This window comes from Streptomyces changchenzhani (assembly GCF_039766235.1).
Classification (GTDB): domain Bacteria; phylum Actinomycetota; class Actinomycetes; order Streptomycetales; family Streptomycetaceae; genus Streptomyces.
The window spans coordinates 1,015,102-1,038,958 of the sequence record NZ_JBDHNH010000001.1 but is presented as its reverse complement, the minus strand read 5'-3'; the positions used below and the strand labels follow the sequence as shown (position 1 = coordinate 1,038,958).

The 23,857-nt window shown below is 71.4% G+C and carries 18 protein-coding genes, 4 tRNA genes, 1 other RNA gene and 3 pseudogenes; 13 read left to right on the top strand and 13 right to left on the bottom strand.

Annotated features, from left to right (window positions below; genetic code table 11):
- Positions 1-142 precede the first annotated feature (142 nt).
- The 8 genes from ABCR94_RS04940 to ABCR94_RS04905 all read left to right on the top strand — a co-directional run bounded on the left by ABCR94_RS04940 (position 143) and on the right by ABCR94_RS04905 (position 4,985).
- Positions 143-463 (top strand): histone-like nucleoid-structuring protein Lsr2, encoded by a 321-nt coding sequence (locus ABCR94_RS04940; RefSeq protein WP_347117766.1) that lies wholly within the window; start codon positions 143-145, stop codon positions 461-463.
- Positions 464-685: 222 nt separating this feature from the next.
- Positions 686-757 (top strand) — tRNA-Gly (locus ABCR94_RS04935).
- A 79-nt stretch (positions 758-836) separates the two neighbouring features.
- Positions 837-909 (top strand) — tRNA-Gly (locus ABCR94_RS04930).
- A gap of 167 nt (positions 910-1,076) precedes the next feature.
- Entirely contained in the window at positions 1,077-2,045 is a 969-nt protein-coding gene (locus tag ABCR94_RS04925) for an ABC transporter ATP-binding protein (protein ID WP_347117765.1), read from the top strand.
- The gene (locus ABCR94_RS04920; protein ID WP_347117764.1) at positions 2,042-2,863 is read left to right on the top strand and encodes an ABC transporter permease; all 822 of its coding nucleotides are present in this window, start codon (positions 2,042-2,044) and stop codon (positions 2,861-2,863) included. Before ABCR94_RS04925 ends, ABCR94_RS04920 begins: the two co-directional genes overlap by 4 nt.
- Before the next feature lie 34 nt (positions 2,864-2,897).
- Positions 2,898-4,238: a sensor histidine kinase gene (locus ABCR94_RS04915; RefSeq protein ID WP_347117763.1), complete on the top strand. Its 1,341-nt coding sequence runs from the start codon at positions 2,898-2,900 to the stop codon at positions 4,236-4,238.
- On the top strand, positions 4,235-4,888 hold the full coding sequence (locus ABCR94_RS04910; protein ID WP_347117762.1) for a response regulator: 654 nt from the start codon (positions 4,235-4,237) through the stop codon (positions 4,886-4,888). Before ABCR94_RS04915 ends, ABCR94_RS04910 begins: the two co-directional genes overlap by 4 nt.
- Before the next feature lie 24 nt (positions 4,889-4,912).
- Positions 4,913-4,985: transfer RNA gene (locus tag ABCR94_RS04905), tRNA-Gly, on the top strand.
- Between the two features lie 74 nt (positions 4,986-5,059).
- On the opposite strand, the gene ABCR94_RS04900 is transcribed toward ABCR94_RS04905, so the two are convergent.
- The 6 genes from ABCR94_RS04900 to ffs form a co-directional block, all read right to left on the bottom strand.
- The gene (locus ABCR94_RS04900) at positions 5,060-5,959 is read right to left on the bottom strand and encodes a phosphoribosylaminoimidazolesuccinocarboxamide synthase (RefSeq protein WP_347117760.1); all 900 of its coding nucleotides are present in this window, start codon (positions 5,957-5,959) and stop codon (positions 5,060-5,062) included.
- A 168-nt stretch (positions 5,960-6,127) separates the two neighbouring features.
- Entirely contained in the window at positions 6,128-7,645 is a 1,518-nt protein-coding gene (locus ABCR94_RS04895; RefSeq protein WP_347117759.1) for a N,N-dimethylformamidase beta subunit family domain-containing protein, read from the bottom strand.
- A 272-nt stretch (positions 7,646-7,917) separates the two neighbouring features.
- The gene (locus ABCR94_RS04890; protein WP_521976186.1) at positions 7,918-9,690 is read right to left on the bottom strand and encodes a M48 family metalloprotease; all 1,773 of its coding nucleotides are present in this window, start codon (positions 9,688-9,690) and stop codon (positions 7,918-7,920) included.
- 387 nt (positions 9,691-10,077) lie between these two features.
- A complete protein-coding gene (purD, locus tag ABCR94_RS04885) occupies positions 10,078-11,331 on the bottom strand; it encodes a phosphoribosylamine--glycine ligase (RefSeq protein ID WP_347117757.1) in 1,254 nt (417 codons plus the stop codon).
- 63 nt (positions 11,332-11,394) lie between these two features.
- On the bottom strand, positions 11,395-13,566 hold the full coding sequence (locus ABCR94_RS04880) for a DNA polymerase III subunit gamma and tau (protein WP_347117756.1): 2,172 nt from the start codon (positions 13,564-13,566) through the stop codon (positions 11,395-11,397).
- 43 nt (positions 13,567-13,609) lie between these two features.
- Positions 13,610-13,708: signal recognition particle sRNA small type (gene ffs / locus ABCR94_RS04875), an RNA gene on the bottom strand.
- A gap of 98 nt (positions 13,709-13,806) precedes the next feature.
- On the opposite strand from ffs, the gene ABCR94_RS04870 reads away from it, so the two are divergent.
- From ABCR94_RS04870 to ABCR94_RS04860, 3 genes and pseudogenes are all read left to right on the top strand, one after another.
- Positions 13,807-13,891, top strand: a tRNA-Ser gene (locus tag ABCR94_RS04870).
- A 219-nt stretch (positions 13,892-14,110) separates the two neighbouring features.
- On the top strand, positions 14,111-15,547 hold the full coding sequence (locus ABCR94_RS04865) for an ATP-binding protein (RefSeq protein WP_347117755.1): 1,437 nt from the start codon (positions 14,111-14,113) through the stop codon (positions 15,545-15,547).
- A 208-nt stretch (positions 15,548-15,755) separates the two neighbouring features.
- Positions 15,756-16,529, top strand: a pseudogene (locus ABCR94_RS04860) (CPBP family intramembrane glutamic endopeptidase); the annotation flags it as partial.
- 226 nt (positions 16,530-16,755) lie between these two features.
- Here ABCR94_RS04860 and ABCR94_RS04855 read toward each other — a convergent pair.
- The 6 genes and pseudogenes from ABCR94_RS04855 to ABCR94_RS04830 all read right to left on the bottom strand — a co-directional run.
- Positions 16,756-16,854 (bottom strand): annotated as a pseudogene (locus tag ABCR94_RS04855) (small ribosomal subunit Rsm22 family protein); the annotation flags it as partial.
- Positions 16,847-17,422, bottom strand: a complete 576-nt coding sequence (locus ABCR94_RS04850; protein WP_347117754.1) for a hypothetical protein — start codon at positions 17,420-17,422, stop codon at positions 16,847-16,849. The pseudogene ABCR94_RS04855 and the gene ABCR94_RS04850, both read right to left, overlap by 8 nt.
- Positions 17,419-18,807 carry a hypothetical protein gene (locus tag ABCR94_RS04845; protein ID WP_347117752.1) on the bottom strand — a complete coding sequence of 463 codons (1,389 nt, stop codon included), beginning with the start codon at positions 18,805-18,807 and terminating at the stop codon, positions 17,419-17,421. The genes ABCR94_RS04850 and ABCR94_RS04845 overlap by 4 nt, the downstream gene beginning before the upstream one ends.
- A complete protein-coding gene (locus tag ABCR94_RS04840; protein ID WP_521976182.1) occupies positions 18,804-19,610 on the bottom strand; it encodes an ABC transporter ATP-binding protein in 807 nt (268 codons plus the stop codon). Before ABCR94_RS04840 ends, ABCR94_RS04845 begins: the two co-directional genes overlap by 4 nt.
- A 69-nt stretch (positions 19,611-19,679) precedes the next feature.
- A complete protein-coding gene (locus tag ABCR94_RS04835; protein ID WP_347117748.1) occupies positions 19,680-20,504 on the bottom strand; it encodes a zf-HC2 domain-containing protein in 825 nt (274 codons plus the stop codon).
- Positions 20,501-21,064: an RNA polymerase sigma factor gene (locus tag ABCR94_RS04830; protein WP_521976179.1), complete on the bottom strand. Its 564-nt coding sequence runs from the start codon at positions 21,062-21,064 to the stop codon at positions 20,501-20,503. Before ABCR94_RS04830 ends, ABCR94_RS04835 begins: the two co-directional genes overlap by 4 nt.
- A gap of 178 nt (positions 21,065-21,242) precedes the next feature.
- Between ABCR94_RS04830 and ABCR94_RS04825 the strand changes: the two genes are divergently transcribed.
- Positions 21,243-22,664 carry an ATP-binding protein gene (locus tag ABCR94_RS04825; RefSeq protein WP_347117747.1) on the top strand — a complete coding sequence of 474 codons (1,422 nt, stop codon included), beginning with the start codon at positions 21,243-21,245 and terminating at the stop codon, positions 22,662-22,664.
- Between the two features lie 305 nt (positions 22,665-22,969).
- Positions 22,970-23,233, top strand: a pseudogene (locus tag ABCR94_RS04820) (class I SAM-dependent methyltransferase); the annotation flags it as partial.
- A 163-nt stretch (positions 23,234-23,396) separates the two neighbouring features.
- On the opposite strand, the gene ABCR94_RS04815 reads toward ABCR94_RS04820, so the two are convergent.
- Positions 23,397-23,822 carry a MarR family winged helix-turn-helix transcriptional regulator gene (locus ABCR94_RS04815; protein ID WP_347118457.1) on the bottom strand — a complete coding sequence of 142 codons (426 nt, stop codon included), beginning with the start codon at positions 23,820-23,822 and terminating at the stop codon, positions 23,397-23,399.
- Between the last annotated feature and the right edge of the window lie 35 nt (positions 23,823-23,857).

Here is a 23,857-nt window from a genome sequence, read left to right as displayed (position 1 = left end):
ATGAAATTAACTGGGCTTCACAATGCAATGCTTGTCGATGTACAAAGGAATAGCGACAAAATCAGCATTGCCCCAAATCCGCCGGATGACCGGTGTCGCCGCACGTCAGACGCGGTGTTGCCGCAGGAAAGGACCGATATCCGTGGCTCAGCGCGTCGTGGTCACGCTCTCCGACGACATCGACGGAGGGGAAGCAGCGGAAACGGTCACGTTCGGCCTGGACGGGAAGTCGTACGAGATCGACCTGAATCCCACCAATGCAAAGAAACTGCGCACCTCCCTGGAGCCGTTCCTGGAGGCGGGCCGAAAGCAGTCGAGGTCCGGCAAGGTCTACCGGCACACCGATGTCGCCCCCGACCCGGCGGCCGTCCGTGCCTGGGCCCGCTCGCACCAGATGGACGTGCCGGCCCGCGGCCGCATCCCGAAGAAGGTCTACGAGGCCTTCACCGCGGCATCGGTCTGAGGCTTGCGGTCGGCCGCGGTCCCCGGACCGGGGACCGCGGCCGACGTGCGACGGGGGCGCCATCGGGACCTCGGCCGACGCCCGGCGGAGGTACCGCCGGGGGGTGACCGTGGCCCGTCCGAGATCTGACCGAACTACCGACTTGCATTGCACCCCTGCTCGTCGGCTAGAGTTCGGAGCACGCCGAAGGGCAAGGCCGAAAAGCCGGGCCCCAAGCAGCATGCGGGTGTAGTTCAGTAGTAGAACATCCCCCTTCCAGGGGGAAGGCGCAGTGTGCAATTCCTGTCACCCGCTCTGCATCGCTCACCGACCACTCCGGTGGATCCGGTAGGATGATGCTTGCACCGCCCGCACGTCCGGGGCTGGTTGCATTGCGGACGTAGCTCAGTTGGTAGAGCGCAACCTTGCCAAGGTTGAGGTCGCCAGTTCGAACCTGGTCGTCCGCTCAGCGAAGTAGAGCAGTACGAAGAAGGCCCCGGTCCACGCGACCGGGGCCTTCTTCGTGTGCGCGCTCCGACTGCGCGCCCCGACTGTGCCCCCCGATGACATTTGTCATGAGCTCCGGTGACAGCGCGCACTGCCGCCGGCCGTCTCCCGGCGGAAGTCTGGAGACATGACCACCCATGAATATGTGATCGAGGCCGAGGAGCTCGGGCGGACCTACGCCGGCGGATTCGAGGCCGTCCGTTCCCTCTCCTTCTCCGTGGCGCGCGGCGAGCTCTTCGCGCTGCTCGGCACCAACGGCGCGGGCAAGACCTCCACCCTGGAACTGATCGAGGGCCTGTCCCGGCCCAGCTCGGGCCGGGTGCGGGTGCTCGGCCACGACCCGTACACCGAGCGCGCCGAGGTCCGGCCCCGGATCGGCGTGATGCTCCAGGAGGGCGGCTTCCCGTCCGAGCTGACCGTGCGTGAAACGGGGCGTATGTGGGCGGGGTGCACCAGCGGGGCGCGGCCGGTGGACGAGGCGCTGGAGCTGGTGGGGCTCGAAGGGCGTGCGGGCGTACGGGTGAAGCAGCTGTCCGGGGGTGAACGGCGGCGGCTCGACCTGGCGATGGCCCTGATCGGCCGACCCGAGGTGCTCTTCCTGGACGAGCCGACGACCGGCCTGGACGCCGAAGGGCGGCGCGACACCTGGGGGTTGGTGCGCGAGCTGCGGGACGCGGGCACGACCGTACTGCTGACCACGCACTATCTGGAGGAGGCCGAGCAGCTCGCCGACCGGCTGGCGATCATGCACCAGGGGCGGATCGCCGCCGAGGGGCGGGTCGAGGAGGTGGTGGCCGCGTATCCCGCGCAGATCTCCTTCGAGCTGCCGGACGCCTACCACCTGGGGGATCTGCCGCCGCTGCGGGCGCTGGGCGTCTCGGGACACGAAGTGAAGGGCCGCACGGTGCGGCTGCACACGGCGACGCTCCAGCAGACCGCCACCGGGCTGCTGACCTGGGCGTCGGACGCCGGGGTTGAACTGCGCGGGCTCGATGTGCGGTCCGCTTCGCTGGAGGAGGCCTTCCTGCACATCGCACGGGAGGCGAAGGCTGGTACGCCGCAGACGGCGCAGCGGGCAGAGGTGGGGGCACGATGAGCACGGTGACCACAGTGGATCCGGCGGGCGCGAAGGCCGGATCGGGCCAGGTACGTACGACCGCGGTGGGGCGGGTGGCCGCGCTGACCCGGGCCGAACTGACCCTGCTCGTACGGCACAAGGCGGTTCTCTTCACCGCGCTGGTGCTGCCCATCGGACTGACCGTTGCGATGCGCCCGGCCTTCGACGACATGGACCTGGACAAGGCCGGACTGACGATCGGCTCGGCGGTGATGCCGATGGCCGTGGCGTTCGTGCTGCTCTTCGGGGTGTACTCGGCGCTGGTCTCGGTCTTTGTGGTGCGGCGCGAGGAGCTGGTGCTCAAGCGGCTGCGCACCGGGGAGCCGGGGGATGCGGAGATTCTGACCGGGACGGCGGTCGCCACGATCGCGGCCGGGATCGTGCAGTGCGTGGTGCTGGTCGTCGCGGGGGCGACCGTCCTCGGCATGGAGATGCCGGAGAACCCCCTCCTCGTGGTGACCGGGATCCTGCTCGGCATGGTGCTCTCGGGCACGCTGGCGGCGGCGACCACGATCGTCACGAGGTCCGCGGAGGGTTCGCAGCTCACGATCATGCCGATGATGCTGGTGTCGATGGCCGGCTCCGGGGTGGTCGTACCGCTGGAGATGCTGCCCGACAAGCTGGCCTCGGTCTGTGAGCTGCTGCCGCTGTCGCCGGTGGTAGAGCTGGTGCGCGGCGGCTGGACCGGACAGCTGGGGGCGTACGAGGCGCTGGGCGCCGTCGTTACGGCGGTGGCCTGGACCGTACTGTCAGGATTCGCCGTACAGAGGTGGTTCCGGTGGGAGCCGCGGCGATAGCGGCGGGGGAATCCGAAGGAGTGTGGGAGCGGGCATGAGGCGCATCTGGCGCAAGCGGAGCCAGGCCGAGCAGCTGGACCTGTACATGCGCTCGACGCTGTACGTGCTGCCGTGGTCGTTCATGGCCGGCTTCCTCGTCCCCGTTGTGGTGTCCCCGGACCATGAACCCGGCGCCGCCGCCCTCGGGCAGAGCCTGTTGGTGCTCGGGGTGGCCCAGTGCGCGGTGGCGATGGACACGATGCGCCGCGCGCTCGCGCACTATCTGGACGCGGCGCCCGTTCCTCGCCTTTCGGCGGGCGTCGCCCTGGCATTGGGTGCCTGCGTGCTGGGGCTGTCGGTGGCCCTCCAGGCGTCCGGCGGCATCGGTGACGGGGCGGCCCTGGCCCAGCTGCTGCCGTTCGCCCTGGTGCCCACCGCGATGTCCGTGTACATGCTGTCGACGATGCGGCGGCTCCTGTTGTGGACCGTGCTGGTCGCGGCGGCCCTGGCCGGGGCGATTCTCGCGATCGGGGAGGACGCCGGACTGGCCGTGGGCTGCGCGGTGGCCGTCCTGATCACGGCGCTCTTCTCGATGTTCGCCGCGCGGTCCACGGCCTGGTTCCTGTCACTGGTCTGGGAGCTCGACCGGGCCCGCGGCGCCCAGGCGCGGCTGGCGGTCGCGGAGGAACGGCTGCGGTTCGGGCGGGACATGCACGACGTCATGGGGCGGAATCTGGCCGTGATCGCGCTCAAGAGCGAGCTCGCCGTGCAGCTGGCGCGGCGCGGCAAGCCGGCGGCGGTGGACCAGATGGCCGAGGTGCAGCGGATCGCCCAGGAGGCGCAGCGTGAGATCAGGGATGTGGTGCGCGGCTACCGCGAGGCCGACCTGCGGGCCGAACTGGAAGGTGCGCGCGGGGTGTTGAGTGCGGCGGGCATCGACTGCCGGGTGAGCGGCGACGAAGGTACGCAGCACCTGCCGGCTCCCGTGCAGTCGGCGCTCGGGTGGGTCGTGCGGGAGGCGACGACGAATGTGCTGCGGCACGGGGACGCCAATATCTGTGTGATCTCGCTGGCGGCGACGGGCGAAGTGGCCACGTTGGTCGTGGAGAACGACGGGGTGACGCAGGGGACAGAGGGCCCGGGAGGTGGCGGCGCCTCCGGGCGCTCCAGCAGTGCGGGTGGTTCCGGTGGCGCGGGTCTCGCGGGGCTCGGTGAACGGCTGGCGGCGCTGGACGGCACGCTGGAGGTGGGCATACGGGACGACGGCCGCTTCCGGCTGACCGCGGAGGTGCCGCTGGGCGGGGAGGTGCGGGATGGCGGGTCCGGGGATGTACGGGCTGCCGGGGAGACGCCGCCGGAATCGCGGGTGCCGCTGAGCCGAGAGGTGCCGAGATGACCGCTCCCCCTGAAACACCGGTTCCGCCCGTACCGGCTGTTCCGCCCGTCCGGGTCCTGCTCGCCGACGACGAGCATCTGATCCGGGGTGCGCTCGCCGCGCTGCTCGCGCTGGAGGACGATCTGGTCGTCGTCGCGCAGGCGGCCACCGGGCCCGAGGCGCTGGCCATGGCGCGGGCGTACCGGCCCGATGTCGCCGTGCTCGATCTGCAGATGCCGGGCGCCGACGGTGTGAGTGTCGCCACAGCGCTCCGGGCCGAGCTGCCCGACTGCCGCTGCATGATCGTGACCAGCCACGGCCGGCCGGGGCATCTGAAGCGGGCGCTCGCGGCGGGGGTGCGGGCGTTCGTACCCAAGACGGTCAGCGCGCAGCGGCTGGCCGAGCTGATTCGTACCGTCCAGGAGGGAAACCGCTATGTGGACCCGGAGTTGGCGGCCGACGCGATCTCCGCGGGGGATTCGCCGCTGACCGCGCGCGAGGCGGAGGTCCTGGAACTGGCGGCGAATGGCGCGCCCGTCGCGGAGATCGCGGAGCGGGCGGCGCTCTCGCCGGGGACCGTACGCAACTATCTGTCGTCGGCCGCGTCGAAGATCGGGGCCGAGAACCGGCACGCGGCGGTGCGCATCGCGCGTGAGCGAGGTTGGGTATAGTGAACTCCGCACCTTCGGGTGCACGCGGACGTAGCTCAGTTGGTAGAGCGCAACCTTGCCAAGGTTGAGGTCGCCAGTTCGAACCTGGTCGTCCGCTCGGTGAAGCAGAGCAGTACGAAGAAGGCCCCGGTCCACGCGACCGGGGCCTTCTTCGTGCGCTCGGGCCCCCGATCAGCTCCAGGAGATGCCGGTGAGCAGCTCGTACGCCTCCAGGTACTTCGACCGGGTCGCGTCGACGATCTCCTGCGGGAGCGCGGGCGGCGGCAGCTCGGCCTTGCGGTCCCAGCCGGAGGCGTCCGAGGTCAGCCAGTCGCGGACGTACTGCTTGTCGTACGACGGCTGGGCGTGGCCGGGCTCCCAGGTGGCGGCGGGCCAGAACCGGGAGGAGTCCGGCGTCAGCACCTCGTCGGCAATGATCAACTGCTCGCCGTCGAACCCGAACTCGAACTTCGTGTCGGCGAGGATGATGCCGCGGTCGCGGGCGACGTCACGGGCCCTGCCGTAGACGGCGAGGGTCGTCTGGCGCAGCTGGGCGGCGGTCTCGGCGCCGGTCTGGCGGGCGACTTCCTCGTAGCTCACGTTCTCGTCGTGGTCGCCGACGGCCGCCTTGGTGGCGGGCGTGAAGATCGGGGCGGGCAGCTCCGAGCCGTCGACCAGGCCCTCGGGCAGCGCGAGCCCGCAGACCGTGCGGGTCTGCCGGTACTCGACGAGGCCGGAGCCCGAGAGGTAGCCGCGGGCCACGCACTCGACCGGCACCATCTTCAGCGACTTGCAGATGAGGGTGCGCCCCGCCCAGTCCGCCGGGGCGCCGGGCGGCAGCTCCGCGGAGACGACGTGGTTGGGGACGATGTCGGCGAGCTGGTCGAACCACCAGAGCGAGAGCTTGGTCAGCACCCGCCCCTTGTCGGGGATCTCCGTGGGCAGCACCCAGTCGTACGCGGAGATGCGGTCGCTGGCGACCATCACGAGGTCGCCCGCCTCGTTCTGGTAGAGGTCACGCACCTTGCCCGTGTGGAGGTGGGTCAGGCCCGGGAGCTGGAGCGGCTCGGGCTTTTCTACGAATCCGGACACGGTTCCTCCGCGTAGGTTGATCCAGGAGCGTTGCTGATTCTCCCGCATGCGGGCCGGGGGCGTCCGGGCGGGTCTCGGCCACGTCGCTCCGGCCTTGTCGCTTCAGTCGCTTCCCCATCGCTTCCGGGTCGCTTCCGGGTCGCTTACCGGTCGCTTCCCGGTCGCTTCTCAGTCCCGCTTGCAGATGTGGTCGAGCAGGTTGGCCGTTGCCCGCTGCACGCGGGAATCGACGTGTCCCGGGCGGTCCAGGGCCGGGGACCAGGCGAAGGTGCCCGAGGCGAAGACCAGGGCGCCGCTGGGGGCCCGGTAGAGGGACGTCTCCTGGTGGCGGCGGGTGCCCGCGCCGTCGCGGTACGGCGAGTGGGAGAGCAGGATGCGGCCCTGGTGCTCGGGGAGGGCGGTGCGCGGGAAGTACCGGTCGGCCTCGCCCGCGACCAGTCCTTCGATCTCGTCGTTCTCCACGGCGCCGGTCGCCTCCCACAGCCAGTGGCCCGCGTTCCGCACGACCAGGGGGCGCGGCTCGGGGACCCTCCCCGCGTACTGGATGCCCAGCAGCTGCTGCTCGGGGCGGTCCGCCTCGCGCCACAGGGCGGACTTACCGGGACCGTGCCGCTTGTGGCAGGTGAGCAGGCGGTCGGCGGTGCCGGACGGCGACGGGCTCAGCTCCACCTGCCAGTACATGGTGTTGGCCGAGAGGAAGACGAGGGAGGTGCCGCCGGCGCGGGCCAGCTCGGCGGTGCGGCGCATCGGGACCGACCAGTACTCGTCGTGCCCCGGGAAGACCAGGCCCCGGTAGCGCGTCGGGTCGATGCGGCCGGCGTGCAGGTCGCTGGCGTCGGCGTAGGCGAGGTCGTAGCCGTAACGCTCGGCCCAGCGGATGAAGTCGTACGCGTGGCCGACGTGCAGGGGCAGGCCCGCACCCGCGTAGGGGCGGTCGAAGGAGACCGTGACCGCCGCGTCCTCCTCGCCGAGGAGCCGGCCCATGCTGTCCCACGCGTGGTAGAGGCTGGCGCCCGTACGGCCGTCCTCCGGGTAGAGGTTGTACGCCTGCCAGGTGATGTCGGGCAGGAGCAGGAGCAGATCGGCGGGGTGGTCGTCGCGGACGGTGAAGGGGACGTGGGAGCGGTAGCCGTCGGCGGTGGTGAGCACGGCGACGTACGCGCCGACGTTCCAGTACGACGGGATCTGGAGCCGCCAGGAGAGCCACCAGTGGTGGCAGGACACCGTGCGGTCGGCGGTGAGCGGGGGCGGCTGGACGATGCCGGACAGGCGGGGGCTGGTGGTGATCTTGGCCGCGCCGTCGCCGCTGTAGTGGCCGATGCGGTAGATGTCGACGGAGAACTGCTGGGGCGGGTCCACCGTGATGTGGAAGTCGATCGCCTCCCCGGGCGCGGCCGCGCCGGGGGACACGAAGCCCTTGATCTGCTGGCGTACGTCGTCGGCGGTGCGGGGGGAGCCGGTGGTGGCGCCGCGGGGGCGCGGGACCCTGGCCCCGGTGGCCGAGTCGATGTGGTCGACGTGGTCGCCGTACTCCGGCTGCTCGGCGTACCAGGGGATCACCTGCCCGCTGTCGCCGAAGTAGTGCTCACCGCCGCGCAGCCAGGGCAGCGGGCCCTGTCCGAACGGGTCCGAAACGGCATGCGCGAGGGCGCCCGATTCCCAGCGCCGGCTGTACTCCGCCCCCATGCCGCTCCCCTCCCTCGATCCCCCTGGACAACAGTGGTGCGCCACCTGTCAGCTACTTGCCCCAGCACATCACATAACGCACGCACTCCGTCACCCTTCGTCGCGAATTGACGTGAACGGAACGATGGAGTCCGGGGGTTGGGGGTCCGTGCTAGGCAGGGGCGGTCGGCCGGGCAACCGGGGGGCGGACCCGCCCGCCCCGACCCGGGGACGGACCGTCGCCCCTCGGACCGCTGCCCCTCGGACCGCCCGCCCCTCGGACCAGCCGCCCCTCAGACCAGCCGGACCGGCTTCTCCGGCCGGACGCCGACCGACGCCAGCCACTCGCGCAGCGGCTCCGCGTCACCGTCCTCGACCAGGCTCAGCACCCGGCCCGCCAGGTCCGCCCGACGCTCACCGTCGACGAGAAGCGTCGGCCCGTCGAGCCAGTCCAGGCCGGGTGCCGCACCGGCCGTATCGACGGCGGCGCAGCAGACCATCGCCGTGACGTGGTCGGCGAGCAGCTCCCGCCCTGTACGCGGCGGCTGGAGCGGGAAGAGCGGGAGGGGGCCCATGTCCCAGAGGTCTTCGTCGGTGAAGCCGCTCGGCGCGACGGGCGGCGCCGCCGCCTCCTCACGGGCCACTTCGGCGCTGATACACGCGGCGAGCGCCTCACCGGCCTCCGAGCCACCGCCGCCGCCCTCAACGGCCTTCGCGTCGCTGCCCTCGTCACCCTCGTCGCCCTCGGCGGCTGCGGCGGCTTCCGCGGCGCCGTACTCACCGCTGTCATGGCCGCCGTCCGCGCCGCGGTCCAGCGTCAGGTGTGCGATGACCCGCGCCAGCGTCGGGCCCACCGGATCCGCCGGGTCCGCCGGGCGCCGTACGCCCATGTCGTCCAGGACCCGGTGCAGCCGTGCCGCGTCCGCACGCCACTTCCGGTCGACGACCTCCTCCGGATACTGCTGCCAGTCCACCGGCGACCAGTCGGGGCCAGGCTCCGCGGGCCCGCCGTGGAAGAGCCGGGCGGCGAGGAGCGAGGTGGCCTCGTCCACCGCGCCGGGCTCCTCCAGCAGGTCGCACGCGGGGCGCTCGCCGAGCCGGGAGGCGAAGCCCTCGGCGAGGCGGTCGCGCCGGGAGAGCTCGGTGAGGGCGGAGACCACGCCCGCGTCGAGGCGGGACGGCCAGCGGCCCATGCGCCAGGCGGGCAGCGCGACCCGGGTCAGCAGCCGGTCCCAGCCCGCGTAGGCGAGGCCGACCTGCTCCTGCGCGACGATCCGCAGCCCGTAGTCCACGGTCAGCGCCCGCTCGGACGCGGCGGCCGCGACGCCCCGCTCCATCTCCGCGGCGTGCACCCGGCAGGCGCGCAGCAGCAGCCGGGACACCCAGCCGACGAAAGCGAGCGGGATCTTGCGTATCGCGCTCTGTCCGGGCCTGGCGGAGACCGCGACCGCGGCGTCGAGCCCGCGCACGAAGCGACGGGCGGCGGCTATGTCGGGGTGGGCGGAGGGGCCCGTACCCGCGACGACCGGCGCGAGCACCGCCCGCAGCTCGGCCACCCGCATCCACCACAGGAAGGGCGAGCCGATGACCAGCACCGGGGCGGCCGTCGTCCTGCGCCGGCCGCGGGTCGGCAGGGACGGGGACGCCGAAGCCGGATGCGTACGGTCCTCCAGCCAGCTGTCGCAGTCGGGCGTGAGCGCCACGGCCGACGGCGCCGGTACGTCGAGGCGGTCCGCCAGGTCCCGCACCAGGCGGTAGAGATCGGGGGCGGACGACTCGGCGATCTCCACGGTCGGGCTGACAGCTGGTCGTGCCCGCACGATCACGGCCGCGACGGCGGCCGCGACCAGCAGCACCAGCACCGCACCGACAGTCACCGCCCAGCGCGCCGCGTCCCAACTACCGCCGCCGATACGGTCCGTGGCGCCTCCCACGAGCAGCACGACGGCGACGGCCGCGGGCAGCAGGGCGACCGCCAGCGCCGTGCTGCGGATACGCAGCACGGACAGCGCTCTGGAACGCGCGGACCGCACGCCCTTCTCCACATTCAAACCGGTACCGGACACAGCCGGACGTCACCCCCTTCGCCCTGCGACGGCTTGCTCACTCCCCCACTGTGGCACCGACCACTGACATCGCAATGCCGGTGGGCCATGTGCCGGAACGCTTTCGCCGCACCCTAGTTGGGGGTTCGACATGCGTCAGCCGGATGGCCCAGCGGTCACTCGATGGAATGGCTTTGGCTAAGGGTGCTGACGTGAGGGGGCCGGGAGCGGGGTTGCGAAAAGGGCCCGGCCGTGTCAGGGCCCGGCCGATCGGAGGTCCGGGCCCCTGGCACTGCCGGGGGCCCCCGGCAGTGCCAGGGGCCGGCAAGTGCGGGGCCCCCGTCGCTGCGGGCCCCCCGGCAGTGCCAGGGGGCCCGCAGCGACGCTCAGGCCTCACCCAGGCCTCACTCAGGCCTCGGAGGCCGCCTTCTGCGCGATGTCCGTACGGTGCTGCGACCCGTCGAGCCGGATCCTGGCCACCGCCGCGTACGCGCGCTCGCGGGCCTGCGTCAGGTCCGCTCCCGTCGCCGTCACGGAAAGCACCCGGCCGCCCGCGCTCAGGACGGCGTCGCCGTCCTGCCTGGTCCCGGCGTGCAGGACGTACGCATCGGGCGCGTCCTCGGCCGCCACCGCGTCGAGGCCCTCGATCGGGTCCCCGGTGCGGGGCGTGCCGGGGTAGTTGTGCGAGGCGATGACAACGGTCACGGCCGCGTCGTCGCGCCAGTTCAGCGGGGGTTCGGTGTCGAGCGTGCCATTGGCGGAGCCCAGCAGGATCCGGGCGAGCGGGGTCTTCAGGCGGGCCAGGACCACCTGGGTCTCCGGGTCGCCGAACCGGGCGTTGAACTCGATGACCCGCACCCCGCGCGAGGTGATCGCGAGGCCCGCGTACAGCAGCCCCGAGAAGGGCGTGCCGCGGCGGCGCAGCTCGTCGACGGTGGGCTGCAGGACGCTCTGCATGACTTCGTCGACCAGCTTGGGGTCGGCCCACGGGAGCGGGGAGTACGCGCCCATGCCGCCGGTGTTCGGGCCCTCGTCGCCGTCCCGGGCGCGTTTGAAGTCCTGGGCGGGCGTCAGCGGGAGGACGGTCACGCCGTCGGTGATCGCGAACAGCGACACCTCGGGGCCGTCGAGGAACTCCTCGATGATCACGTTTGCGCAGGCCAGCGCGTGTGCGCGAGCTTCTTCGAGGTCGTCGGTGACGACCACGCCCTTGCCTGCGGCGAGGCCGTCGTCCTTGACGACGTAGGGAGCGCCGAAGGCATCGAGCGCGGCGTCGACCTCTTCGGGGGTGGTGCAGACGTAACTGCGGGCGGTGGGGACGTTCGCCGCGGCCATCACATCCTTGGCGAAGGCCTTGGAACCTTCCAGGCGGGCGGCCTCCCCGGACGGGCCGAAGCAGGGGATCCCGGCCGCGCGCACGGCATCGGCGACCCCGGCGACCAGCGGTGCCTCCGGGCCGACGACGACGAGGCCGGCGCCCACTTCGGTGGCGAGCCGGGCCACGGCAGCACCGTCGAGGGCGTCGACCGGGCGCAGCTCGGCCACCTCGGCGATTCCTGCGTTGCCGGGGGCGCAGTACAGCGCGGTGACGTCGGGATCGAGGGACAAAGAGCGGCACAGGGCGTGTTCGCGGGCGCCGCCGCCGATGACGAGGACCTTCACGGGGTGCAGCCTAGCCCGCGCGCCGGGGTCCCCCCGCCGGGCAGCTCGCCCGGCGGTCCGGCCCTACTCGTTGTTGTTGAACTCCTCGACGACCGTCGCGCCCAGCTCCCGCACGATCAGGTCATGACCGGACAGCGCCGAGTCGACGAGGTCCGCGTCGTCCTCCTGCGGTACGTCGTCCTCGATCGCGACCCGCGGCGGCGGGGGTGCGTCCGAGCCGTAGGAGGAATCGGACGCGGGCCCCTGCGGTGCCTGCTGCCCCTGCGACTGGGGCGGCTGCTGCTGCCTGCCCTGCGACGGAGGTGCGGCGGACTGGCCCTGGGGGGCGGACGGGGCGGGGCCGGCGGCCTGGACGGGCGGCTGGGCGGGGGCCGGGGGCCGTCCGGCGAAGCCGCCTCCGGCGCCACCGGGTGACGGCTGGGCGCCGCCGCCGGTCGGGTCGACGAGCGCCTCGACCTTCCACTTCACGTTGAAGGACTCGGCGAGCGCCTCCTTCAGGACGTCCTCGCTGCCGCTGCTCGCGAAGTTGTCCCTGGCCCCGGCGTTGATGAAGCCGATCTGCAGGGTCGTCCCGTCGAAGCCGGTGACCTGGGCGTTCTGACTGAGCAGGATCCAGGTGAAGCGGCGCTTGTTCTTCACGGCCTCCAGGACGCCCGGCCACATGCTCTGTACGTTCAAAATGCCCTGGCCGCCCGCTGTGGGTGCGGCGGCGGGGACGGGCGCGCCCGCCGGGGCCGTCGCTGCGGGGGCGGCCTGCGCGGGCGCGGCGGGAGCGGGCGTTGTCGGCCCCTGCCCCGGCGCCGAGGCCTTCGGCCAGCCACCGGGCCGACGCGCGGGCTCCGCGGCGGGGGCGTGAGCAGGGGCGGCCGGAGGGGCGGCGGCGGGGGCGGACATCGCCGGAGCGACGGCCGCGGTCATCACGGGGGCGGGGGCTGCGGCGACGGGCGCCGGGGCCATCGGAGCGGGCATCGCAGCAACAGCCGGGGGTGCGTCCGCCCGTACCGCCGCATGTGCCTGCGCCTCCGGCCCCGGGACGTACCCCACGGCGGGGCCGGGGGCCGCGGCCATGAACGCGCCGCCGTTGCGCTCCAGCCTGTCCAGCCGTGCCTGCAACGAACGCTCGTCGTCGAAGGCGGCGGGCAGCAGCACCCGGGCGCAGATCAGCTCCAGCTGGAGCCGCGGCGACGTCGCGCCGCGCATCTCGGTGAGCCCCGTGTTGACCAGGTCCGCCGCGCGGCTCAGCTCGGCCGCGCCGAACACCGAGGCCTGCGCCTGCATGCGCTCCACGACATCCGAAGGCGCGTCGATCAGGCCCTTCTCCCGCGCGTCCGGCACGGCGGCCAGGATCACCAGGTCCCGCAGCCGCTCCAGCAGGTCGGCGACGAACCGGCGCGGATCGTTGCCGCCCTCGATGACCTGGTCCACGATCTCGAACGCGGCGGCTCCGTCGCCCGCCGCGAAGGCGTCCACGACGGAGTCGAGCAGTGAGCTTTCCGTATACCCGAGGAGAGAGGTCGCCATGGCGTATGTCACACCGTCCTCGGCCGCTCCGGCGAGCAACTGGTCCATGACGGACATCGAGTCACGCACGGACCCGGCCCCGGACCGCACGACCAGCGGAAGCACCCCGTCCTCGACGGGAATGGCCTCCTTGCCGCACACCTCGCCGAGATAGTCGCGCAGCGTCCCCGGCGGCACCAGCCGGAACGGGTAGTGGTGGGTCCTCGACCTGATGGTCCCGATGACCTTCTCGGGCTCGGTCGTCGCGAAGATGAACTTCAAATGCTCCGGCGGCTCCTCGACCACCTTCAGCAGGGCGTTGAAGCCCGCCGGGGTGACCATGTGCGCCTCATCGATGATGTAGATCTTGTACCGACTGCCGGCGGGCCCGAAGAACGCCTTTTCCCGCAGGTCACGGGCGTCGTCCACACCACCGTGCGAGGCGGCGTCGATCTCGATGACATCGATGGATCCGGGCCCGGTACGGGCGAGATCCAGGCAGGACTGGCACGTGCCGCAGGGCGTGGGCGTGGGCCCCTGCACACAGTTCAGACAGCGGGCCAGGATGCGCGCACTGGTCGTCTTTCCACAGCCGCGCGGCCCGCTGAACAGGTACGCGTGATTGACCCGGTTGTTACGCAGGGCCTGCTGGAGCGGGGCAGTGACATGCTCCTGCCCAATGACCTCGGCGAACGACTCGGGACGGTAGCGGCGGTACAGCGCAAGGGACGACACGTATACGAGGTTATCGGGACCCACTGACACTTGTTCCCGCGCAAACGAAAACGCCCCCCACGCACCCGCCAGAGCCCACTTACCCTTGCTGCCTTCCGGCCCTGGGGGAGTTCGGTGAGATAGCGCCACGTGAGGGGCTGGTCCCCACCCTAGCGGATGGCCCCCCCCGGAAAACGAGCCGGGCCCCGGCCCCGGGAACGTGTTCGCGAGCACCCCTCAGCGTCTTGTATTGTTTGCGGCGGAGGATTCGCATAGTGGCCTAGTGCGCACGCTTGGAAAGCGTGTTGGGGGCAACCCCTCACGAGTTCGAATCTCGTATCCTCCGCACCCGCCCGCCAGGGCAGATGTAGGGCCCGACCGCACTGCGGTCGGGCCCTACGTTGTTCCTCGGCTCACTTTTCGTCGCGTACAACAGCGGCATCACATCTGACGCACCGAGCCCGGCAGCTTCGCAGCCCTCAATCCCGAGACATCGGCCATCCCTTCAGGTGAAATGTAACCAGAAGCGGGCGAAATGTAACTGCCCGCCGGTTACATTTGCTTCATGGCCACAGAACTGGACGCCCTGATCGCAGAGTTGCGAGCAGCGGGCGGTGACTGCACCAATGTCGAGGTGAAGTCTGCGGCAGGCGGGTTGCCGCAGTCGCTGACCTCGACCCTCAGCGCGCTGGCGAACCTCCCCGGTGGCGGCACCATCATCCTGGGTCTGGATGAGCGCTCCGGATTCCGTCCTGTCCCGCTGTCGAATCCGCAGGACCTGAAACAGGGACTGGCACTCAAGGCTCGCGCCTTCACCCCACCCGTCCAACTCGACATCAGTGATGGAACCGTCGACGGCCATCCCGTCGTGGTCGCCATCGTCCACGAATGCGCCCCCTCCGCAAAGCCCTGCAAGGTCACCGCCTCCGGAGCCGCCTACCTACGCGGGTACGACGGAGACTTCGAACTCTCCGCGCTGGAGGAACAGGCGTTCCTCGCCACTCGACAACCACCGCGCTTCGACCGGGAACCAGTCGACGAGGCGACCTTCACAGACCTCGACGAGGAACTGCTCTCCGAGTTCCTCCGCTCGGTCCGCGAACGAGACCCCCGCGGCCTGGGCCGCTTCACCGACGACGCCGAACTGCTACGGCGCGTCGGTGTCACAACAGCCGAGGGCGTCCCAACAGTCGCGGGAGTCCTCGCTCTCGGCGTGCATCCACAACAATGGTTCCCACGATTCGTCATCCAGGTGTCCGCCGAACCACTTCCCGGCGACGCCCCCGGCACCCGTGCCCGTAATCAGGCCACGGTCACCGGCCCGATTCCCCGCATGCTCGACGAAGCACTCGCCTGGGCCCGTCGTACCTTCGACACCACCATCGTGTCCGCCCCCGACGGAACAGTGCACGACCGCCTCGATTACCCATTCCTCGCGTTCAGGGAACTGATCGCCAACGCCCTCGTACACCGGGACCTCGACAACTGGTCCGCCGGCCTGGCGATCGAGGTACGGCTGCGCCGCGACCGGCTCGTGATTTCCAACCCCGGCGGCCTGTACGGAATCACCGTCGAACGCCTCGGCCATGACGCGGTGACCTCAGCGCGCAACGCCCGACTCGTCGCACTGTGTCAGCACGTACGCACCCCGGAAACCGGAGCACGCGTCATCGAAGCACTGGCATCCGGCATCCCCACCGTCCGGACAGCGCTGGCGGAATCCGGCCTGCCGCCGGCGCACTACGTGGACGCGGGCATCCGCTTCACGGTCGTCCTGCACCGAACCACATCGACGCCTCCGAGCATCGGCCTGAACGAGTCCGAGCAACGCGTCTACGACGCATTGGTCCAAGGCCCCCAACAGGTGACCGACCTCCAGAAGCTTCTTGGTCTGTCCCCTGCCAACATCCGCAAGATCCTCCGCGCACTGCGCGGACACGGACTGATCGAGCAACTTGGGGGAAGAGGCCGCTCAACCAGCTACCGACGTCCCCCTGAATAGACCACCACGAAGACGGAGGCCCTCGCTCCAAGCCGCACCGCAGTTGCAGTTCCCGTTGCATTCGCCTCCGCCCGACAGCGTTCAGAGCGCGCCCAGCCATCTCCGACAACCCTGGAAGTGGATCCCCTGGCTCGTCGTCACCGACAGCGCGGCCCGGCGCCTGGTCTGAGTACAGCCTGCTGTACCCCGTCTCGGGGTGCCCACGGCAATGATCCGTGGCCCCGGGGCTGGTGTGCTGGACGCATCACACCAGCCCCATCCGAGAGGACATGCGGTGACCGTCCAGACCACCTCAGGCATCCGAGGCGCCTTCCAACGCGCCCCGCTGACCTGGTTCTTCTTCCTCGCGTACGCACTGAGCTGGCTGGCCTGGACGCCGTACATCCTGTCGGAGAACGGGCTGGGCGTCTGGCACCACGACTTCGGCTCCGGCGGCTCGGGCCAGATCCTGGGCGTCCTGCCGGGCGCGTACCTCGGCCCGATCTGCTCGGCCCTGCTGATCACCTCCCTGACCGAGGGCCGTCAGGGACTGCGGAACTGGCGGGCCCGCATGACCAAGTTCCGGGTCGGCTGGCAGTGGTATCTGCTGGTGATGGTCTCGGTCCCCGCCGCGCTGACCCTCGCCTCCGTCGCGCTGACGGACACCGAACCCGTACTCCCCGGCGCCATGGTGCTCGCCATGTACCTGCCCGGCCTGCTGATCCAGATGATCACGACCGGCCTTGCGGAGGAGCCCGGCTGGCGCGAGTTTGCCATGCCCCGGATACAGAACCGCTACGGCCCGCTGGTCGCGACCCTCGTCGTCGGCCTCCTGTGGGGCGCGTGGCACCTGCCGCTGTTCCTGACCGACTGGGGCGGCGGGCGGGGCCTTGACCCGATGGGCGTGGTGGAGTTCATGGTCACCGCACTCGCCTTCAGCGCCGTCATGACGTGGGTGTTCAACCGCTCGGGCGAGAGCATGCCGCTGGTCATGCTGCTGCACACCAGCGTCAACAACTTCTTCTCCATGGCCTGGGCCGACATGTTCCCGAAGCTGACGGACAAGCAGGGCTCCCAGGCGTTCCTGGTGGCCGCCGTCACGGCGGCGCTCATCGTGCTGGCCGCCACCCGGGGCCGTCTGGGCTTCGCGGCCGAGCCGTCCGTACAGGCCACGGAGCCAGCCGCGGACCCGGTACCGGTACCGGTACCGGTACCGGTCTCGGGCGGTGTCACTCCCCCTCCGGCGGCCAGCTCTCCCCCCACCCCGTATCCCTCGCGGCCCGGTACAGGTGACCGTGGCGCTTCGTGACCGTCTCGCAGCTAACGCCTCGGGCCCCCGACGGCGTAGACCGCGGTGCCGGTGACGGCCAGGACGAGGGCCGTCCAGGTGCCGGCCGCCGTGCCGGGCGGCAGCAGCATCCAGGTCAGCACCTGCGTCGCCACGTCCGTCGAAGGCGGGACGACGAAGGAGGACGACAGCCACGCGAACGGCAGGATCCACGCGTACTGCCTTCCGCACCAGGCCGCCCCGATGGCGACGAGTCCCATCAGCCCCGCGGTGTTGCGCACGACGAAGGCAGGGGAGGCCGGCTGCCCGCTCATCGTGTGCACCGCCAGCAGCACCGCGCCGATGAGCACGCCGCAGAGCAGCACGTGCGCCGCCCGGCGGGGCATCCAGCGGATCGCGGCCGTCCGGTCCAACGCGAGGTCCTGCCCGCCGAGTCCGACCGAGACCGCCGTCGCCCCCGCGGCGAGGACGAGCGTGGACAGCCGCGGATCTCCCGGCCCCCCACCGCCGATCCGGGCGAGTGCCCACACCGCCACCGCGGTGATCACCACCGCGGCGAGCGAGGCGGGCGCCTGCCGCGAGCGCGCGTACAGCGTCAGCCATCTCACCGGGACGCACCGCCGGTCAGCGCGGCGAGCGGGTCACCCGAGCAGGAGACCGCGGCGGCGTGCATGGCCCTGATCCGCTGCCGCTGCTCCGACTGCGGCAGCGCGACGAGCTTCTTCCACACCGGGCGGGCCACGTCGGCCTGGTAACTCGCGCCGTACATGGTCCCGTCGATCGGTCGGAGGTCCTCCCCGAGGGCCCAGGCGGCCCCGATGCTCTGCGTGGCGGTGTCCTCCAGCGTGCCGCTCTCGATGCTGCTGCGGGGGTAGCACCCCGGGGCCAGGCCCTGGGCGACCAGGGCCCGGGCCAGCTGCTTGCCCTTGGCGGCGTCGATCATCGGGTCGTCGAAGTCGATGAGCACCGAGTCGCGCGACCGTTCCGGCCTGGCGCCGATCGCCCTCAGGACGGTGGTCTCGTGGATGGTGACGGGCGCCCGGTCGCCCAGGGCGCCGCGCAGCAGGCGCAGCGCCTCCCTGCCGGGACCCGCCAGGTCGTCGAGCCGCGCCCGCCGGGCCGTCGTCACGCACACCGGGCCGTCGCACACCTGCGCCGCCGCGGCCCGGTCGACGACGTACGTGTCGCGGGGGTTGGCCGGGAGCACGAGCAGGGCGATGGCCCCGCCCGCCAGAAGGGGGGTGAGGGCGAGCAGCCGGGCGCGCGGGCCGGCGGCGGCCAGCAGCGCGAGGCCCGTCGCGGCCATGCCGAGCAGCCAGATCGTCTGCCCGAGGTGTACGGGCACGGAGAGCGTGAGGAGCGTTTCGCGTACATCCGCCACCGCCGGCGACAGCAGCGCGAGACGGTTCGGCGCGGCCGAGGCCGGCACCGCGTCGTCCGTGGTCTGCCGCAGCAGGAAGCTGGTGAGCACGAGGGCGCCCACGGCCAGCGCGGGCGGGGTGAGGGCGGAGGGCAGGGCCCGCGCGACCCCCATGCCCAGTACGGCCACCGCGGCCAGCGCGAGCGCCGCCACCAGCGAGATGGGCAGCCAGCCGAGGTGGGTGTACGAGGCGTCGCCGGCGAGCACCCGCACCGCGCCCAGGAGGACGAGGAGCGCGAAGGCCGAGACCAGCGTGAATGCCATGACGCCCGCCAGGGCGGCGGCGCGGTGCCGTGCGGGTCGCGGGGTGCTGGTCAGCAGTTCGGACATCTTCGAGCGGGGGTCGCGCAGCCCCTGGAGCGCCCCGAGCCCCACAGCGAGCGGCCACAGGAAGGTCAGCAGGTAGCGGGTCCACAGGGCCATGGAGGTCCACTGGGCCGTCCACAGCGCGGTGCCCTTCCACCACGGTCCGGAAACGAGAAACAGGAACGCGAGCGCGGTCGCCAGGACGACGACGCCGGCCCACGGGGCGACGGACCGCCTCAGTTCGATGCGCAGGATACGGAGGTTCACCAGGCGCCCTTCGTCGGTACGGGGTCCAGGAGCAGCGCCGAGTAGCCGCGCTCCAGCGGGCTGTCGCCCACGTGTTCCGGGCCGCCCGCCGCGGCCAGTTCGCCCGGGGCGCCCTGGAAGATCAGCCGCCCCTCGGCGAGGAGCACCACGTCGGTGCAGGCGGCGGCCACGTCCTCCACCAGATGGGTCGAGACGACCACGCAGGCGTCCGTCCCCAGCTCCTGGAGCAGTTTGCGAAAGCGCAGTCGCTGCGCCGGATCCAGGCCGACCGTCGGCTCGTCCAGCAGCAGGATCGACGGGTCGTTGACGATGGCCTGGGCGATGCCGGCCCGCCGCACCATCCCGCCCGACAGGGCCTTCATCCGCTCGTCGGCGCGGTCGGCCAGGCCGACCCGCTCCACGGCGCGCTGCACCGCCGCGGGGATGTCCGCCCTGGGCACCTCCTTCAGCCATGCCATGTACTCAACGAACTCGCGCACGGTGAAGCGCTTGTAGTAGCCGAACTCCTGCGGCAGGTAGCCGATCCGGCGGCGCAGCGCACGGTGCTCGCCCAGCCCGCCCATGGACTCCCCGCGCAGCTCCAGCTCGCCTCCGGTGGGGCGCAGCACGGTGGCCAGCGCCCGGATGAGGGTGGTCTTGCCGGCCCCGTTGGGACCGAGAAGACCGTGAACGCCGGGGCCCAACGACAGGTCGAGCCCGTCGACGGCCATCCGGTTCCTGCCGACCCTGACCTTCAGCCCGGCCGCCCGGATCTCCCAGGCGTAGGCCGTGGGGGCGATGTCGGCCCTGCTCACTGCGGGCATCATGCGCTTCCTCTTCGCTCGGGGTTCGCTCGGGGGTTCTCTCGGTGGTTCTCTCGGTGAGGGGAGAGGTCAACGGTGGGCTCCCAGCACGGTGTACGCGCCCCTGCGGGCGATCACGACGCCGATGCCGAGCGCGAGGATCAGCCCCCACACCGGCAGGCTGTCCGTCTGCAGAGCGAAGGCCGTACGGCTGGTGGCCAGGGTCGGCGCCGCCACCACCGCGGCCCACGCGGCCACCAGTGCGACGGCGGCGCGGGTCACGCCGATCACTCCGCCGAGCGCCAGGGTCATCGAGGTGAAAGCCAGGCAGGGCAGCAGCCACTGCGCCGCTGCTACTCCTGTCACCCCCGTCGCCCATCCCCCCGCCAGCAGCGTGGGGATCACCACGGCGAGCACTGAGACGGTGCGCCGCAGCACCAGTTGCAGCCCCGCCCTCGGCGTGGAAGCCGTCAGCTCGTACGCCGGGTCCAGGCCGCGCGACCACGAGGCCGCCACGCCGCACACGGGCAGGACGGGGGCGAGCAGCAGCACCAGCGACACCTGACCGGGGCCGGGTTCCACCAGGTCAAGCAGCAGTGCGAGCAGCGTCACGGCCAGGACCATGGCCAGCCACGGCGTCATGGCGGGCGTCGTCCACGCCGACAGCCGTGCCCGGAGCCGGCGCCGCGGCGCCTGGACGGCCGCGGCCAGTTGGTGTTCGAGCTCGGACCAGACGGCGTCGGTCAACGCCGCCACGGCGGGCGCCTCTGCCATGACGGCAGCCGACAGCCGGTCACGGCAGACCCGGCACCCCTCCAGATGGGACTCCAGGGCCCATACCTCGTCCGCGACGAGGTCCGTGTCGCCGCGCGCGTACCCGTCGATGAGCCGTGCCGACGCGTGTTCCATGTTCATGCCAGCGCCTCCCGCATCGTGATCCGGGCCCGGCGGGCGCGGGTCTTGATCGTTCCCTCGGGCAGTCCGAGCAGAACGGCGGTCTCCCGGACGGACAGTCCGTCGAGCACCATGGCCTGCAGTACCTCTCTGAGCTCCGGCGCGAGGTGCCGCAGTGCGTCCCCGACGTCACCGCCGACGGTCGCCGCCAGCGCCTCCTCCTCGGCGGCGGGCGCCATGGGGTGCGGAGCGGCGGCGGGCGGCGGCTCCGCGTAGTGGGCCCTGCGCCGGAACGCGTCGACGAGGCGGCGGGCCGCGATCGTCCACAGCCAGCCGACGGCCGTTCCTCCGGTCCGGCTCCCGACGAAGGAGCCCGCCGCCCGCCACACCGCCAGGTACGTCTCCTGCATGACCTCGGCGACGATCTGCTGGTCGGCGCAGCGGCGGCGCAGCCGCACCGCCAGCCACGGCGACGTGCGCCGGTACAACTCCTCGAAGGCGGCCCGGTCGCCCCGGGCCACCCGTCGTAGGAGACGCTCCTCGTCCAGCTCCTGCGGCGCTGCCGCCCCGACTCGTTTCACACCTGCTAGACGTCCGGCCGGGGCGACGGGTTTTCCCCAGGGAGTGATCCGGGTCACGTTCGGAGCGGAGTTGCGGCCGGGCGCCCTTCAGCGCCATGTGCGGGAGCAGCCGGTCCTCGCCGATAGTATCGCTAGGGATAGTATCTCCATCGATACTATCCTTAGCTGGAGGCTTGCCATGCGCCGTTTCATCGGGCGGGACCGCGAACTGAGCGTGCTCGGCAAAGCCTTCCAAGCAGTTCACGATGCCGTCGGGGCAGCGAAACCCGGTCAGTGCATCCTCATGCGCGGACGGAGGCGGGTCGGCAAGTCCAGCCTCGTCGAGGAGTTCCTGCGGCGCGCCGAGACGCCGTATCTCTTCTTCACCGCGGCAGGCGGCACGGCGGAGGACGAGCTGACGGAGCTGCTCGACGCCGTCGCCAGATCCACCCTCCCGGAGCGGGAGCTGTTCTCGGAGGAGACCCCGGAGCAGTGGAATGCCGCGTTCAGGCTGCTTGCGGAGATCCTGCCCGACGACAGCCCGAGCGTGGTCGTCATCGACGAGGTTCCCTATCTCATGGACCGCATCGACGCATTCGAGGGCATGCTCCAGCGGGCATGGGACCGCCTGCTCAGCCGCAAACCCGTACTCCTCCTCTTGGTCGGATCCGATCTGTCGATGATGGAGGCGCTGAACAGCTACGACCGCCCCTTCCATCAGCGAGGCCGGGAAATGGTCGTGGGACCGCTGAACCCGGCCGACATCGGCGAGTTGCTCGACCTGTCGCCGGCGGCCTCCTTCGACGCGGCCCTGATCACGGGCGGTCTCCCGCTGATCTGTGCGGAGTGGCGGCCCGGAGCGGATGTCTGGGAGTTCCTCCACGACTCACTGGACAACCCGATCTCGGCGCTGCTGGTCTCCGCCGAGCGCTCACTGGCCGCGGAGTTTCCGCCGCAGGCGATGAGCAGGGAAGTCCTGCGGGCCATCGGAAGCGGGGAGCGAACCTTCACCAACATTGCGCGCGCCGCCGGCGGCATCGCCCACACCACTCTCACCCGAGCCACAGATGTCCTGACCGAGAAACGGGTGGTGGCAGCCGAACTTCCCCTCTCCCTGCGGCCGTCGAAGGAACGCCGCTACCGAGTGGCCGACCCCTACCTGCGGTTCTGGCTCGCGTTTCTGGATCCGCACATGGCGGAGATCGAGCGGATGCGGGGAGACCTCACGCTGAGCCGGATCAAGGAACAGTGGACGAGCTGGCGGGGCCGCGCGATCGAGCCCCTGGTCCGAGAATCCCTCGCCCGTCTCCTGCCGGACGGGCTCCTGCCCGCCGCCCCGGCGATCGGCGGTTACTGGACCCGCAGCAACGGCGTCGAAATCGACCTGGTGGGCGCCGACCGGCAACCGGTGGCCAAGCAGTTGCTCTTCCTCGGCTCGGTCAAATGGCTGGAGAACTCCACATTCAACAACCACGACCTGGCCGCGCTGCAGAAGCACCGGGCAGCGATCACCGACGAGCCGCTACCTCTCGTGGCGGTCTCCCGCAACGGGACCAGTTGTTCTGGGCTCGAGGCGGCGTACGACCCCGAGGAACTGCTCAGCGCCTGGCGCAGGGCATGAGGAGAGGCCGGGCTCCGTGGTTACGGCCTGGCCGCCGATCTGGCCGAGCCCCAGCGTCAGTTGAAGCAGGCTCTGGAAGAGAACCCCGGCGGCAGCGCCCAGGGCAGCGCGCGCCTCCCGCTGGAATCGCCGGGGTTCGGAGTACACCCCGTCCCTGCTCAAGCCTCTCAACCCGAACGCGGAGATGGCCCGGGGCATCGCGGACCGGATCGCCCGGGCCGTGCGGTCCGCCGCCGAGATCGACGGCAGGTACGCGCGGACACTGGAAAAGCTCAAGGCAGCCAAGGGACTTGATGTCACTGCGGCATCTGGACCCCGGCCACTATTACGGGATCGACATCTCGCCGGACATCCTGGTGTCCGCCAAGGAGACTGTGACCAGGTACGCGCTCCAGGACAGGCTCCCGCATCTGACGATCACCCAGAATCTCACCCTCGACTTCCTGCCCGACGGGTACTTCGACGTGGTGCACGCGCACAGCGTGTTCTCGCACTCGCCCATCGAGATGATCGACGAGTGCCTGGCCCATGTGGGGCGAGCGCTGGCTCCCGGCGGCCACTTCGACTTCAACCCTGGGGACGGCCGCCGGGCAGCCCGCCGGGCTGCTGAAGGCCGGCCGGGCCCTGGTGCTGAATACGGTCGGACACCTCCGCCGAGCGGGAGGGGAGCGAGTTCGGCGACCCGCTCCAGCGGATCCGGGCTGCGTGCATGCCCCCGGGCGCCGGTGCTGATCAGCGGGGGACCACGGCCCGCTTCAGCAGGTCGTGCAGGGTGGACTGCTCCTGGTGGGTCAGGCCGGCCAGGGGGGAGTCCTGCACCAGGAGGCCGATGAGGCGCTTCCGCAGCGCGACGCCCTCCGGGGTGAGAACCAGTTGCTTGGCGCGGCGGTCCGTGGGGTGCGGGCGGCGCTCGATCAAGCTGAGCTTTTCGAGCTTGTCGACGACGAAGGTGGCGTTGGAGGGCTCGCAGCTCATGCGCTCGGCGAGGTCCCGCATCGTCATCGGACCCGTCATCTCGCGCAGTGCGGTCGCCTGGGGGGCCGTGAGTTCCAGCTTCGTGGCGCGCTCGCGCACATGGTCCCCGATCTGCCGGGCCAGCCCGTTCACCAGCCCGCAGAGCTCCCGCTCAGCGATGGCCGCGGGCATGGCCTCGGTCATCGCCTCGGGGGTGGCCTGCGGGGTGGCCTGCGGCA